Source organism: Bradyrhizobium elkanii USDA 76 (genome assembly GCF_023278185.1).
Classification (GTDB): domain Bacteria; phylum Pseudomonadota; class Alphaproteobacteria; order Rhizobiales; family Xanthobacteraceae; genus Bradyrhizobium; species Bradyrhizobium elkanii.
Genome location: NZ_CP066356.1, coordinates 8,820,970 through 8,833,512 on the forward strand (window position 1 = coordinate 8,820,970; position 12,543 = coordinate 8,833,512).

Below are 12,543 nucleotides of genomic sequence, written 5' to 3' on the forward strand. Positions count from 1 at the left end.
CGATCCCGGCACGCTTGCCCGCCTCAGGCATACACTCGATTTTCAGACATGTCGTCCCGCGCCCGGCGCAGACGTGCCGTTCGCTAAACGTGCGCCGCACGGGCTCCGCAATGTGGCAATCGGAACGTAAACCAGCTTTGGCTTATTTTTGCTGCGCCGTCATCACGATGCGGACCAGATCGGCGGCGTTGCGCGCGCCGAGCTTCTTCATGATGTTGGCGCGGTGATCCTCGATCGTGCGCGGACTGATGCCGAGGTGGCGCCCGGCTTCCTTGTTGGAGGCGCCCGCGGTGAACTGCTCGAGCACCTCGCGCTCGCGGCGGGTGAGCGGCTCGCGACCCGGGAAGTGCAGCGCGGCGATCCGCGACGCCGACGTCTCGGCCTGGCGCCTGGTATAGGCGTCGATCGCCTCATTCAGACGGCTCACGATCTCGTTGCCGCGGAACGGCTTCTCGATGAAGTCGAGCGCGCCGTTCTTGATGGCGCTGACCGCCATTGCGATGTCGCCCTGACCGGAGATCATGAAGATCGGCGCCGGATAATCCTCGCCATGCAGCTCTCTCAGGATATCGAGGCCGGATTTGCCGGGAATATGCACGTCGAGCAGGATGCAGGCCGGCGTCCTGCTGCGCGCCACCGCGAGCAACGCCGCGCCGTCCGCAAAGCAGATCACCTTGTAACCAGCGGTCGAGAGGACCACTGAAAGCGTCTCGCGAACGGCAGGATCGTCGTCGACTACAAAGATTTCCCCGCGCGGAGCGCCATTCTCAACCATATGCATCGTCCATCAGTGGTGAAGCGTGCTGCCCTGACCGCACAAGAACTAACTAGACCATCTCGATCAATGGACCCGTATTTGTACGGGACGTCCGCTTAACGCACAAGTAGCACCGCGTTCCCTAAAAGTGGGGGCAGTGGAGAAAGATGCATGGAAAATGCAGCGGCGGACCGCGTTGCAGTGCGCTTGGACGAGGGCAATGATCCCACCGGTCTGATCGTGACGGACCTGGTCGCGCTGATTGGCCATGTTCAGGCGAGCCTGCGGCTGATCGAAGCGGTGATTGCGCGCGAGGCCGTGCTGGCCGAGCGTCAGGCCGACACTGACATCGTCGTTCGCGACAACGTTACCCCGCGCGGCCTCACAGCGTCCACCGCCCTGAAGGCCTGCGATGCCGGCCTCGGCGCGGCGCTCGATCGGCTGCACGATTCCGGGGCACCGGCGCGCCTGCTGAACTGACCCACCGCAACCGACAGTTCGGCCCAATCACCTCGATTGTCGACGCCCAACCCATCAGGCGGCGATCTGTTCCACGCATCGTCCGAATTAGCCGCGGGCCTTGCCCGCCGGGTCGGATCAGGCCTTCTTGACGTCAGGCCCTGACCCGCTCTTCGTCGGCGGACGATCGCCGCTTGCTCGGCTTGCCCTTGAGGAAGCTGATGTCCATTTCGGTGCCGTTGACGCGGACCAGTTCGCAGCGGCGATAGGCAAGTCCGGTCGAGGACAGCAGGAGGAAAAACTCCTTCAGGTTGAGCCCCTGAATGGAACCTTCGACCGTCAGAGACGCATCGGTGTCGGAGATGGCATTGAGCTGGCAGTCGCGCCGCCAGGTGCCGTCGATGGCCATGATGCAGACATCGACGCCCCGGCTGAAGGTGACCCGCTCAATGGATTTGCCGTCCTCGGTCATCGCTCAATATCCGACCGCCATGGCAGGCTTCGGCATGGCGAGCCCGCCCCGCACTCCGCTCGGCCGGTACAGGCCACGCCGCTCGGGAAGCGGCTTGAACGTGTCGGTCAGGCCGACCACGGTTTCGGCGGCGCCCAGCACCAGGAAGCCGTCGGCCTCCATCAACCGGGCGAGGCGGTTGAAGATGTTGATCTTGGTGTCCTGATCGAAATAGATCAGCACGTTGCGGCAGAAGATCACGTCGAACGTGCCGAGCTGTGAGAAATCGTGCAGCAGATTGAGCTGGCGGTGCTGGACCATCGCGCGCAACTCGGGATTGACCTGCCAGAACTCACCCGACTGCTTGAAGTACTTGACCAGCATCTGGATCGGCAGCCCGCGCTGCACCTCGAACTGGCTGTAGATGCCGGCCTTCGACTTCTCCAACACCTCCTGCGACAGATCGGTCGCGATGATCTCGATGCGCCATCCGGCAAGCGCCGCGCCCATTTCCTTCAGGCACATCGCCAGCGAATAGGGCTCCTGGCCGGTCGAGCCGGCGGCGCACCAGATCCGGACGCTGCGGCGCGCGGCGCGTGCCTTCAGCACCTCCGGCATGATGGTGTCGCGGAAGTGCTCGAACGGCACTTTGTCGCGGAAGAAGAACGTCTCGTTGGTGGTCATGGCCTCGACCACCTGGACGGTGTGCGCGGACGAGCCCGCCTTGATCTTGGCGACCAGGTCGGGGATGCCGGACAGGCCGCTCTTGCGCGCCAGCGGCAGCAGGCGGCTCTCGATCAGATATTGCTTGTCCGCGGACAGATCGAGACCGGACTGGTCCTTCAGGAGCTTACGCAGATACTCGTAGTCGGGGGGCGTCACGGGAGCCTCACAAGGGACTGAATGATGAAACTGGGTGTCAGGCTTCGGCCGACGCGTCGAGCGCCAGCAGGCCCACTTCCTGGAATTTCGCGATCACGATGTCCTTGTCGAACGGCTTCATGATGTATTCGTTGGCGCCGGCATGCAGCGCCCGCGAGATGTGGTCTATGCCGTTCTCGGTGGTGCAGAACACGACCTTGGGCTGATCGCCGCCGGGCATGCGGCGGAGCTGCACGAGGAATTCGAAGCCGTCCATGACCGGCATGTTCCAGTCGAGCAGCACGGCATCCGGCAGCGCGCGCTTGCAGGCTTCGAGCGCGACCGCGCCGTCCTCGGCCTCGATGACGGTGAACTCCATTCCTTCGAGGATGCGGCGCGCGATCTTTCGCACCACGCCGGAATCGTCGACGACGAGACATGTCTTCATGTGTCGGCCTCCTTGTGGAATCCACCGTCTCCGCGGTGGAGTGTTACGCTGCAGCAGCTGTCCTTGGATCGGTCTTGGGCACCAGTTCGAGCACGCGATCGACGTCGAGGACGACCATGAGCTGGCCGTCGAGGCGGTGGACGCCGCCGGCGAGCTTGGCCATGCGGGGATCGAGGTTGACCGGGTTGTCCTCGCGGCTGTCGTCGGGCAGCCGCAGCACCTCGCCGATCTGGTCGATCAGCAGGCCATAGGATTCGCCGCGCTGGTCGACGCCGACCGCCATCGGCAACTGGCCGTCGTCGGCCTTCGGCAGCCCGAGCCGGGCGCGCATGTCGACCACGGTGACGATGCGGCCGCGCAGATTGAGCACGCCGGCGATCTCGCTGGAGGCCAGCGGCACCCGCGTCAGCCGCTCCGGCATGAACACGTCCTGCACCCGCGAGATCGGCAGCCCGAACAGCTGGCCGCCGATCACGGCGGTGACGTATTCGGCCATCGCGCCTTCACTGGTTTCGGTCTTGCTGGTCATCAATTCTGTTCCTTGCATCCGGTCAGGCCGCGCGGCGCAGTTCGGCGGTCTGCTCTTTCAGCGCCGCGATCAGCCCGGGACGATCGAACTTGGCGACATAGTCGTGGAAGCCGGCCTGCCGGCCGCGCTCGATCGCCGCCGGCGACACCATCGCCGACAGCGCGATGATCGGCAGCTGGTTGAAGTTGTGGTCGCTGCGGATGTTCTCGGCGAACTCGAAGCCGTTCATCTCGGGCATCTCGATGTCGGTCAGCACGACGTCGAAGCTCTGCCCCGAACGCAGCGCGGCGAGCCCTTCCTGCGCGCCGCCCGCGGTCCGCACCTTGTAGCCGGCGGCCTTCAAGACCGGCGCCAGCATGTTGCGGAAGAACGCCGAGTCATCGACCAGCAGCACCGACTGCGCCGAGGCCGACGGGCGCATCTCCTTGCGCGAGAACCAGTCGGCGAACGCCATCGGCAGGAAGTGGCCGACGTCGATCACCTCGGTGGCCTGGCCCTTGATCACCGCCGAGCCGAGGATGCCGTCCTGGCTGCCCGCGACCTCGATGTTGAGCCGCTCCTCGACGATGTCGATGATCTCGTCGACCACGAGCCCCATCGAGCGGCCGTCGTCGGCGAACACCAGGATCGGCTGCGAGCCCTGGTTCTGCACCTCGACCCCGGCCATCTGCACCAGCGGCATCAGCTGCTCGCGGTACTGCACCATGTAGCGGCCGTTCGAGAGCTCGATCTTGTCGGTTGCGATCTCTTCCAGCCGGGTGACGAGGCCGAGCGGCACCGCCTTGGGCTGCGAGGAGCCGGCGCGGAACACCAGCAGCGAGGTCAGCTGCTCGCCGCTATTGGCGTGCGCGCTCGCGCTGTCGTCGGCGAGGTCATGGGCCGAGGAGCCGGACGCGCCGAGCGCTTTCGCAATGCCGTTGGGGTCGATGATCATGATGACGGCGCCATCGCCCAGAATGGTGTTGCCGGAGAACATGTCGATGTGCCGCAGCTTGGTCGACATCGGCTTGACCACGATCTCCTCGGTGTGGAACACGCCGTCGACCACGATGCCAAAGGTCTGGCTGCCCACCTGCGTGACCACGATGAAGCCGTTCTCGGCGTCGGTGGAGGTCGCGCCGTCGTCGATCTTCAAGAGCTTCTTGAGATGGATCAGCGGCAGCAGCTTGTTGCGCAGCCGCAAGACCGCGGTGTCCTTGATCCGCTCGATGCGGTGCTCGGAGTTGGCGCGGGCCCGCACCAGCTCGACGACAGACAATTGGGGAATCGCAAAACGGTCGCCGCCGGCTTCCACGATCAGCGCGGAGACGATCGCCAGGGTCAGCGGGATCTTGATGGTGACGGAAGCGCCCTCGCCGGCCACGCTCTTGATGTCGATGGTGCCGCCGATCTGGTCGATATTGGTGCGCACCACGTCCATGCCGACGCCGCGGCCCGACACCGAGGTGACCTGCGCGGCGGTCGAGAAGCCCGGCGCGAAGATGAACTTGTGGATCTGGGCCTCGGTCATCTTCTCGAGCTCGGCCTCGGTGACGAGACCGTTCTGGAGCGCCTTGGTCTTGATCCGCTCGGTGTTGAGCCCGCGGCCATTGTCGGCGATGCAGATGATGATGTGGCCGCCTTCGTGATAGGCCGAGAGGCGAATGGTGCCCTGTTCCGGCTTGCCGGCGGCGACCCGCTCGGCGGTGGTCTCGAGCCCATGATCGGCGGAGTTGCGCACCATGTGCGTCAACGGGTCCTTGATCAGGTCGAGCACCTGGCGGTCGAGCTCGGTGTCGGCGCCGTGCATCTCGAGCTCGATCTGCTTGCCGAGTTCGCCGGAGAGATCGCGAACGATGCGCGGCAGCTTCTGCCAGGCATTGCCGATCGGCTGCATGCGCGTCTTCATGACGCCTTCCTGCAGCTCGGCGGTGACGTTGGAGAGCCGCTGCAAGGGCACCTTGAACTCGGTGTCCTCGTTGCGGCGGGAGATCTCCAGCAGCTGGTTGCGGGTCAGCACCAGCTCGGAGACCATGGTCATGAGGTGTTCGAGGGTGTCGACATTGACCCGGATCGACTGGTTGGCGATCTTGTCGCCTTCCTGGACATCTTCACCCGCGGCCTTGCGGGCGGGCTTCTTCACAGCTTCGGCGGGCTCGGCCGCGGGCTTGGCGGCCGGTGCCGGCGCGGCGACTTCGGTCTCGGTCTCGCGGAAGGCGCGCTCGAGCTCGTCGAGCGAGACCTCGCCCGGACGCAGCGGACGCTCCAGCGTCTGCACCACGAGGGTGCCTTCGGTCGCTGCCTGGGTCATCGCCGCCTGCACCGGCGGAGCCTCGACGACCGGCACGTCTTCTTCAGCGGCGGCTTCGCCAGCAGCCGGCACCGACTGCGTCGAGCCTGACGATATCGACTGCGGCGAATCGGACATCGCCGCCATGCCGTGCTCGACCATCGCCTCGAGCTGATCGATCAGATCGCGGTCGTTGCCTTCAGGCTCGGCCTCGGTCGCCTCAAGGCCGCCAAGGATCTCCTTGATGCGGTCGATCGAGGACAGGATCAGCGTTACGGCTTCCGCCTTCACCGGCATGCCGTCGCGGAATTTGCCCATCAACGTCTCGCCGGCATGCGCCAGCGCCTCGAGCCGCGGCAGCCCGAGGAAGCCGCAGGTCCCCTTGATGGTGTGCACCAGGCGGAAAATGTTATCCAGGATCTTCGCGTTGTTCGGATCCTGCTCGAACTGCACCAGCTGGTTGTCGACCGTATCCAGGCTCTCGCTGCTCTCCGTCAGGAACTCGCGCAACAGATCGTCCATGGATAGGTCCCCTCAAGGTGCTACGGAACGCTCGCCGTGAATCGATAACTTGGCCGACTTCACGGCGACGTTAATTTTGCCGTCCGTGCAAATACGGACGATGAAGCCCTTCAGCAGTTCGACGACGCATCACGACATCACGGCCAGCCTCACAAGGACAGGCCTTACCACCCGGACGGGAAAGAGGCCGTTCCATCGGTCATCGCAATTTGAACTAATTGGAATTGAGGACTGCTAAGTCACGCGAAACGTTCGCGCCATGACGACCGCCTGCATCAGAACGCGATCGCTCATTGGTTGAACCCGGCGGGATGGTCAAGCGCAGCCAAAGCGAAAGGCGGCGGAGTTTCCTCCGCCGCCTCGATAGTCGATGTCTGTCGCGGCTACGCTTAGCGGAGCAGCTGCAGAACGCTCTGCTGAGACTGGTTGGCCAGCGCCAGCGCGGACACCGCGATCGACTGGCGGGTCGACAGCGCCTGGCTGTTGGCCGCTTCCTCGTTGGTGTCGGCCAGCGTCAGGTTGGACGAGCCGGTCTGCAGCACGTTGATCAGGTTCTTCGAGAAGTCCTGGCGGATCTGCACGATCGACAGGTTCGAACCGAGGGTCGAAGCCTGGGTGCGCAGCAGGCCGCTCGCGTTGTTCAGCGTCTTCAGCGTGGCGTTGGCCGAAGCGTTGTCCACGAAGTCCGTGCCGGCCACCAGCTTGGTGAGGTTGAGGCCGGTGGCGTCGAAGGTCACGCCCTGGATCTTCAGCGTCGAGGAGCCCGTCTCGTTGAAGGTCAGCTTGAGCTGATCGCCATTGAGCAGGTTGATGCCGTTGTACGAGGCGTCCTGGGCGGTCGTGGTGATCTGGTCCAGGATGTTGTTGTACTGGTTGACCAGGTTGGCGCGGTTCGCCAGCGCGGTCGGGTCCTGCACCGGAGCGCTGCCCGTGAGGCCGTTGAACAGCTTGCCGGCGCCGGCAGCCGTGCCGCCGATCGTGCCGATGGTCGCCGAAGCGGCATCGTTGGTGGTGCTGATGGTGAGCGCACCGGCCGCGCTGAGCGAGGCCTGCAAGTTGTTGGCCGAAAGCGCGTTGTTCAGGTCGTTGAGCGACTTCACCTGGCCTGCGCCGGTGCCGAAGGTGATGCTGGTGGCGGTGCCGTTGCCGGTTGCGCCGATGGTCAGCGTGAGGCCGCTCAGCGGGCTGCCGCCGGCGGAGCCGCTGGCGGTCGCCGATGCACCGGCCGGGAAGCCGAGCTGCGACGCATCGCCGGAGCTGAAGGTGTCGACCGTGACAGCATCCGAAGCGCCAGCGGTGTTGGTGCTGGTCAGAACCAGATCTCCGCTGCCGTTGAGCGTGGCGTTGACCTTGGCGCTGGTGCCGACCTGGGTATTGATCGCGCTCGTAATCTGGGCCGCGGTGTAGGATGCGCCCTTGGTCAGCGTGACGGTCTGGCTGTTGACCTTGAAGGTCAGGTCGGTTGCCGCCGCCGTCAGGTCGAGCGTGGCGAGCGCAGACGTGCCGGTGAGAACGGCGTTGCTCGCAGGAGCGGCCGTGCCGAGCAGGTTGTCAGCGGTCGCGCCGGGGATCGCGGCGGTCGTCACCGACGACTTCGCGGAATAGCCGACCGCAGCCTGCAGGGCCTGGTTGGCGACCGACTTGGCGCTGTCGACGAGCTTCTGCAGCGAGGTGATGCCGGTGTTGGCGGCCTGCAGCACCTGCACGCCGTTGCCGATGCCGTCCAGCAGGTTGTTGATGTCGCTGGCGCGGTTGTCGAGCGACTGCGCCGTGAAGAAGTTGGTCGGATTGTCGAGAGCAGTGTTGACCTTCTTGCCGGTGGACAAGCGGTTCTGCGTGGTGGCGAGCAGGTCAGCGGTCGACTGCAGCGAAAGCAGGTTTTGACGGACCGATGCCGAAAGAACGATGCCGGACATACTGGATACCCTTCTGGATGAACACGATTGACGCGACGCCGTAAATTTCGCACGGCGACCCACGCCACACTGGTCCGTCCGCGCTACCCGTTCGTTAAAGGGCTGGTCCGTACAAATACCCAGAATGGCCTTGCCGGTGATTCGACCGGCGGCCGGCGCGATGGTTGACCGCGGCAGCGCACGTTCGGCGCCGGACCGACGTCATGGCCGCGAATTTCCTGCGCATGTGCAGGACTTGCGACATCCCGGCGCGGCCGGCGCGGCGCGTCGATAGCCGGCGTTGCCAGTCATCACGATGCAAAGTCCGGTGAGGAACAGAGTTAATGGAAATCAATAAATGAGAGACAAATTCGCGCCCGTGTCGAACGCCGCGCGAATCGACGTCGATCACCGGTGCCGGCGACGGCCACGTCGTCTGCCCTCTAGAGGGTATAGTTTCAACACTACAACCCTTGTGCAATTGGACAGGCAAGCTATGTTCGCAATCATTCCACACGCCAAGAGTAGGTGATGCGAGACCGTAAGTGCTCCCGCCCTCGGCAGGAGCACCAATGTCCGCGGTATCGCGTCCGCCCAATCGTCTGTTGCAAGCACTTCCCTCCACGGAGTACGCGCAGCTTCATCCCCTTCTGGAAACCATCGATCTGACCAGGGAAACGGCTCTCGCCGATGCCGGCGCGCCGGTGCAGCGGGTGTATTTTCCGCATAGCGGCGTGGTCTCGATGATGATCAATCTGTCCGACGGGCAATCTGTCGAAATTGCCACCATTGGTCGTGACGGCGTCGTGGGCGCGTCTGCCGCCCTGCACGAGCGGCCGCTGCTTGCCGACGCAATTGTTGTGGTGCCAGGCTCGGCCTCGATGGTGCGTGCGGAGGATTTCCGCGAGGCAGCAGATCGCAGCGCGGATTTCCGGACCCTGGTTGCGCTCTATGAGCAGGCGCTGATGGCGCAGACGCAACAATCCGTCGCCTGCAATGTTTCCCATCCGGTGGAGGCGCGGCTGTCACGATGGCTGCTGCGCGCTCGCGATTTGTGCGGCAGCGAGGCATTGCCGCTGACCCAAGAGATGCTGGCGCAGATGATCGGCGTCCGGCGCAATGCGGTTTCGATTGTCGCACATGGGTTTCAGCAGGCCGGCATCCTGCGTTACAGCCGCGGTCATATCGAGATCACCGATATCGATGGGCTGCGGAAGGCGGCGTGTGAATGCTACACGACGGTCAAGGCGCACGCCGAACAATTGATCGGGCCGGAAGATTGATCGCGCCGCGAATTCTTTAACATAGGATAATGTCGAGCCCGCCCCCGCGACAATACGTGCTTCTCAATGGAACCCGGACATGTTTCCATTGGAACCAGGACATGCCAGAATAGGTTGCAGGGACGCCCAGCTGCACGCGTCAACTCCACTGACCAGAGACAAACTTTGCCGGCAGGCAGGAGGTTGCTTTGGATAAGGTTTCGCGACCACCCAACGGATTCCTGGCGTCGCTTTCGGCAAGCGATTTCGAATTGATTCGGCCGCATCTGCGGACGGTCGACCTCGCGGCCGATTCAGTCCTGGTCGAGACCGACGAGGTGCTCAAGCGGACATACATGCCGCACAAGGGCGTGATCTCGCTGGTGGTCAAGCTGGCAAGAGGCGAGCGCGTGCAGGTCGCGATGGTCGGCCGCGACAGCATCTATGACGCATTCGCCCCGCTCGTCGAAGGGCCTGTTCTCAACAACGCAGCGGTGCTGGTGCCCGGCATCGCCTCGACCGTGGAGCTCGAGCCATTGCGCGCAGCTGCCGGCCAGAGCCCGACGCTTCGCGCGAGATTGATCCGGCATGGGCTCGCCGTCTACGCCCAGATCCAGCAGACCGCCGGCTGCAACGCCGCGCACACCGTGGAGTCACGGCTGGCGCGATGCCTGCTGCACACACGCGATCTCTCCGGCAGCAACAAGATCGTCCTGACGCAGGAGGCGATGGCGCAGATGATCGGCGCGCGCCGCAACAGCGTGTCGCTGGTCGCGCATACCTTGCAACAGGCCAATTTCATCCACTACAGCCGCGGGCACATCGAGATCACCAACGCCGAGGGGCTGATCAAAACCGCGTGCGAATGCTACGCCGCGGTCAAGGCGCAATATGCGGGGCTGCTGAGTTGTCAGGAAGTCGGTCGCTAGAGTTCGTTGTTTTGCCGCGTTTTCTTTTGCGCGAGCCGGCACCGCTTCGCTCGAAAGCGCTCTGACCGCCGTGCAAGCCGTACTTCTACGGCGTGCGATTTTCACCGTCGGATAACGCTGCCTCCGCACAGTTGTGTGGACGCACGGGGGAGCCGATGTTCACGTACCAGACGACCGACCGGAAGGAAGCCCGGCGCTTCCGCATGGCCCAGTTCAACGGCCGAACCGCGACCATACGGTCGGCCGGCGCGACCGTCACCGGACGCGTGCGCGCGATCGTCGAAAGCAAGTCTGGCGCGACGGCGGCATGGGTGGTCACGATCGTTCCGGATGAGCCGAAGGCGGCCGCGCCGGCCGCGCGGCCCGCGCCGCGCCTGTGCTTCGCCGCGGAAGACGATTTCTGAGAACCGGGTTCTAACGAACCGAACGGGGTTCTGGACTGCAGTTTTGACGCGTCTTCTTGACGCGAACCACTTCGCTTGAAAACGCTCTATGCGGAATGCAGCAAGGCCTTGCGAACGAGATCGGCGGTGTTGCGCGCGCCGAGCTTGCGCATGGCCTCGGCGCGATGGCTCTCGAACGTGCGCGGGCTGATATTCATCCGCAGCGCGCCCTGCTTGTTGGAATAGCCGTCGCTGATCAGGCTGAGCACTTCACGTTCGCGCTTGGTCAACGGTTTGCGGCCGGCTTCCGGCGCGAACATGACATCCGGCGACCGAGAGGCTGCCGGCTTGTCGTCGCTCGGCGGCTTGAGATCGGCGGCCGGGACGGCATTGGGATAGAGGTCGGAAATCTGCTTCAGCATCGCGGACACGCGCTCGGTCTGCTCGAGCGCGTTCTCGATCACCTGCCGCAGATAGACGCCATTGCCGGGCGCGTGCGCGAACTGCTGACTGTGCTGTTTGAGCTCGTTCATATAGAGCAGCAGCGCCGTCACCGGCCCATTGAACTGCCGGACGATCGCGGCACCGGCGTCGGCCTGCGGCCGCGGCGCTGCGACTCCCTGAGTCTCGAGCGGCTGCGGCTCAGGCGGCTGCGGCTCGAGCGTCGCGGTTCCACCCATCCATGCCGGAAGGCGCGCCTCGGCTCGATTGTCATGTTGCGTCATAAGTATGGTTTACCAAAGGTGAACTTGTGGCCGCGTTAACACGGGACTCCGTAAAACTACGGGTGACGCAACTGTGACCTCGGGCCCCGACCTGCCAAGCAGGCGCAGATTACCGCTGATTTGGCAACGAATCTCGCATATTTGAGTCGAATTACAGTATTCTTACGGGACGGGTGGGCTTGGGTGCCATCGGCGAGCCAGCAGTTTCCGGCCCCCTGGTTCCGGATTGAAAGGGCCCGAATTTCGCGGCCCGGCATCGCCTCAGGGGCGCCGGAGCCGAAGGAATTTCTGCAGGAACCGCCCCGAAAGAACGAACCTGAACCACCAATACGCCATTCGTCGGGTCGTCATCGATCATCCCTCTCGACATCGGGATAGTGTCGGCATACCGCATGCGGGCGCGCGCACCTATGAGACGGTTCACATCAACCGAGCATCGGGTGCGCATTGGGCCGGCATCGGATCAGGCGAACGTCAATTTACAGCCCCGACAGGCGTCGCGATGATCGCCGCCTCTCGATCAGCAATAAGGGCGCGGCCATGAAGCGAGGGCGGAACGAATCCTGGATATCCTGGATGACGATTGCGGCGCTCGCCGCGGCACTGCTGCTTGGCGCAGGCGCGCGGGCCCAGACCCCGCCGACCAGCGATGCAACGCCGACGCCCGACAACGCGGTCATGCTCACCATCTTCTTCAAGCATGATCAGTCACGCCCGCTCGGTGAGCTCAATGCCCAGCTTGAGCGGCAGGGCTTCTACAAGGCGTTTCCGCCCGAAGGGGTCGAGGTCGTCAGCTGGTACGTGATGATGGGGATCGGCCAGGTAGTGACGCTGCGGCTGCCGGCATCGCGGCTGCGCGAGGTCAACCGCGTCATCGAGAACAGTGCCTGGGGCGCCTACCACACCGAGTTCTACCCGACCTACGACTACAAGGCGGTCGGGATCGGCAATCATGAAAAAGCAAAGCAGTAGCTGGTCGCGTCGAGACCGATGCCGGGAGTCACGGCCGCGCGCCGGACTTGCCGGTTTTGACCGAAGACCGGGCTAGCGATT

General features: G+C 64.1%; 13 protein-coding genes. 5 read left to right on the forward strand and 8 right to left on the reverse strand.

What is annotated here, in order from left to right; translation table 11 throughout:
• Nucleotides 1-142: 142 nt before the first annotated feature.
• The gene (locus JEY66_RS41680; protein ID WP_018269422.1) at nt 143-775 is read right to left on the reverse strand and encodes a response regulator transcription factor; all 633 of its coding nucleotides are present in this window, start codon (nt 773-775) and stop codon (nt 143-145) included.
• A gap of 153 nt (nt 776-928) precedes the next feature.
• Between JEY66_RS41680 and JEY66_RS41685 the strand changes: the two genes are divergently transcribed.
• Nucleotides 929-1,237, forward strand: coding sequence for a hypothetical protein (locus JEY66_RS41685; protein WP_016845499.1), 309 nt, complete (start codon nt 929-931; stop codon nt 1,235-1,237).
• A gap of 133 nt (nt 1,238-1,370) precedes the next feature.
• On the opposite strand, the gene JEY66_RS41690 is transcribed toward JEY66_RS41685, so the two are convergent.
• The 6 genes from JEY66_RS41690 to JEY66_RS41715 all read right to left on the reverse strand — a co-directional run bounded on the left by JEY66_RS41690 (nt 1,371) and on the right by JEY66_RS41715 (nt 8,212).
• Nucleotides 1,371-1,688, reverse strand: coding sequence for a hypothetical protein (locus JEY66_RS41690; protein ID WP_018269421.1), 318 nt, complete (start codon nt 1,686-1,688; stop codon nt 1,371-1,373).
• 3 nt (nt 1,689-1,691) lie between these two features.
• A complete protein-coding gene (locus tag JEY66_RS41695) occupies nt 1,692-2,549 on the reverse strand; it encodes a CheR family methyltransferase (RefSeq protein WP_018269420.1) in 858 nt (285 codons plus the stop codon).
• Between the two features lie 37 nt (nt 2,550-2,586).
• Nucleotides 2,587-2,976, reverse strand: a complete 390-nt coding sequence (locus JEY66_RS41700) for a response regulator (RefSeq protein ID WP_018269419.1) — start codon at nt 2,974-2,976, stop codon at nt 2,587-2,589.
• A 43-nt stretch (nt 2,977-3,019) separates the two neighbouring features.
• Nucleotides 3,020-3,505, reverse strand: a complete 486-nt coding sequence (locus tag JEY66_RS41705) for a chemotaxis protein CheW (RefSeq protein WP_018269418.1) — start codon at nt 3,503-3,505, stop codon at nt 3,020-3,022.
• A 22-nt stretch (nt 3,506-3,527) separates the two neighbouring features.
• Nucleotides 3,528-6,296, reverse strand: a complete 2,769-nt coding sequence (locus tag JEY66_RS41710; RefSeq protein WP_018269417.1) for a hybrid sensor histidine kinase/response regulator — start codon at nt 6,294-6,296, stop codon at nt 3,528-3,530.
• A 389-nt stretch (nt 6,297-6,685) separates the two neighbouring features.
• Complete coding sequence (locus tag JEY66_RS41715) at nt 6,686-8,212, reverse strand: flagellin N-terminal helical domain-containing protein (protein WP_018269416.1); 1,527 nt, start codon at nt 8,210-8,212, stop codon at nt 6,686-6,688.
• A 551-nt stretch (nt 8,213-8,763) separates the two neighbouring features.
• Here JEY66_RS41715 and JEY66_RS41720 point away from each other — a divergent pair.
• From JEY66_RS41720 to JEY66_RS41730, 3 genes are all read left to right on the forward strand, one after another.
• The gene (locus JEY66_RS41720; protein ID WP_038375934.1) at nt 8,764-9,474 is read left to right on the forward strand and encodes a Crp/Fnr family transcriptional regulator; all 711 of its coding nucleotides are present in this window, start codon (nt 8,764-8,766) and stop codon (nt 9,472-9,474) included.
• Between the two features lie 188 nt (nt 9,475-9,662).
• A complete protein-coding gene (locus tag JEY66_RS41725) occupies nt 9,663-10,382 on the forward strand; it encodes a Crp/Fnr family transcriptional regulator (protein WP_018269415.1) in 720 nt (239 codons plus the stop codon).
• A gap of 155 nt (nt 10,383-10,537) precedes the next feature.
• Nucleotides 10,538-10,786 (forward strand): hypothetical protein, encoded by a 249-nt coding sequence (locus JEY66_RS41730; protein WP_016845175.1) that lies wholly within the window; start codon nt 10,538-10,540, stop codon nt 10,784-10,786.
• Nucleotides 10,787-10,872: 86 nt separating this feature from the next.
• Here JEY66_RS41730 and JEY66_RS41735 read toward each other — a convergent pair whose 3' ends face one another.
• A complete protein-coding gene (locus tag JEY66_RS41735; protein ID WP_016845174.1) occupies nt 10,873-11,445 on the reverse strand; it encodes a helix-turn-helix domain-containing protein in 573 nt (190 codons plus the stop codon).
• A 621-nt stretch (nt 11,446-12,066) separates the two neighbouring features.
• Here JEY66_RS41735 and JEY66_RS41740 point away from each other — a divergent pair.
• The gene (locus JEY66_RS41740; RefSeq protein ID WP_240536760.1) at nt 12,067-12,462 is read left to right on the forward strand and encodes a hypothetical protein; all 396 of its coding nucleotides are present in this window, start codon (nt 12,067-12,069) and stop codon (nt 12,460-12,462) included.
• The last annotated feature ends 81 nt before the right edge of the window (nt 12,463-12,543 follow it).

Excerpts from the sequence above, each read along its gene's own strand:
- JEY66_RS41740 (WP_240536760.1), top strand. The coding sequence starts at position 12,067 with ATGACGATTGCGGCGCTCGCCGCGGCACTGCTGCTTGGCGCAGGCGCG.
- JEY66_RS41710 (WP_018269417.1), bottom strand. The coding sequence starts at position 6,296 with ATGGACGATCTGTTGCGCGAGTTCCTGACGGAGAGCAGCGAGAGCCTG.
- JEY66_RS41705 (WP_018269418.1), bottom strand. The coding sequence starts at position 3,505 with ATGACCAGCAAGACCGAAACCAGTGAAGGCGCGATGGCCGAATACGTC.
- JEY66_RS41730 (WP_016845175.1), top strand. The coding sequence starts at position 10,538 with ATGTTCACGTACCAGACGACCGACCGGAAGGAAGCCCGGCGCTTCCGC.
- JEY66_RS41715 (WP_018269416.1), bottom strand. The coding sequence starts at position 8,212 with ATGTCCGGCATCGTTCTTTCGGCATCGGTCCGTCAAAACCTGCTTTCG.
- JEY66_RS41700 (WP_018269419.1), bottom strand. The coding sequence starts at position 2,976 with ATGAAGACATGTCTCGTCGTCGACGATTCCGGCGTGGTGCGAAAGATC.
- JEY66_RS41720 (WP_038375934.1), top strand. The coding sequence starts at position 8,764 with ATGTCCGCGGTATCGCGTCCGCCCAATCGTCTGTTGCAAGCACTTCCC.
- JEY66_RS41680 (WP_018269422.1), bottom strand. The coding sequence starts at position 775 with ATGGTTGAGAATGGCGCTCCGCGCGGGGAAATCTTTGTAGTCGACGAC.
- JEY66_RS41685 (WP_016845499.1), top strand. The coding sequence starts at position 929 with ATGGAAAATGCAGCGGCGGACCGCGTTGCAGTGCGCTTGGACGAGGGC.
- JEY66_RS41735 (WP_016845174.1), bottom strand. The coding sequence starts at position 11,445 with ATGGGTGGAACCGCGACGCTCGAGCCGCAGCCGCCTGAGCCGCAGCCG.
- JEY66_RS41690 (WP_018269421.1), bottom strand. The coding sequence starts at position 1,688 with ATGACCGAGGACGGCAAATCCATTGAGCGGGTCACCTTCAGCCGGGGC.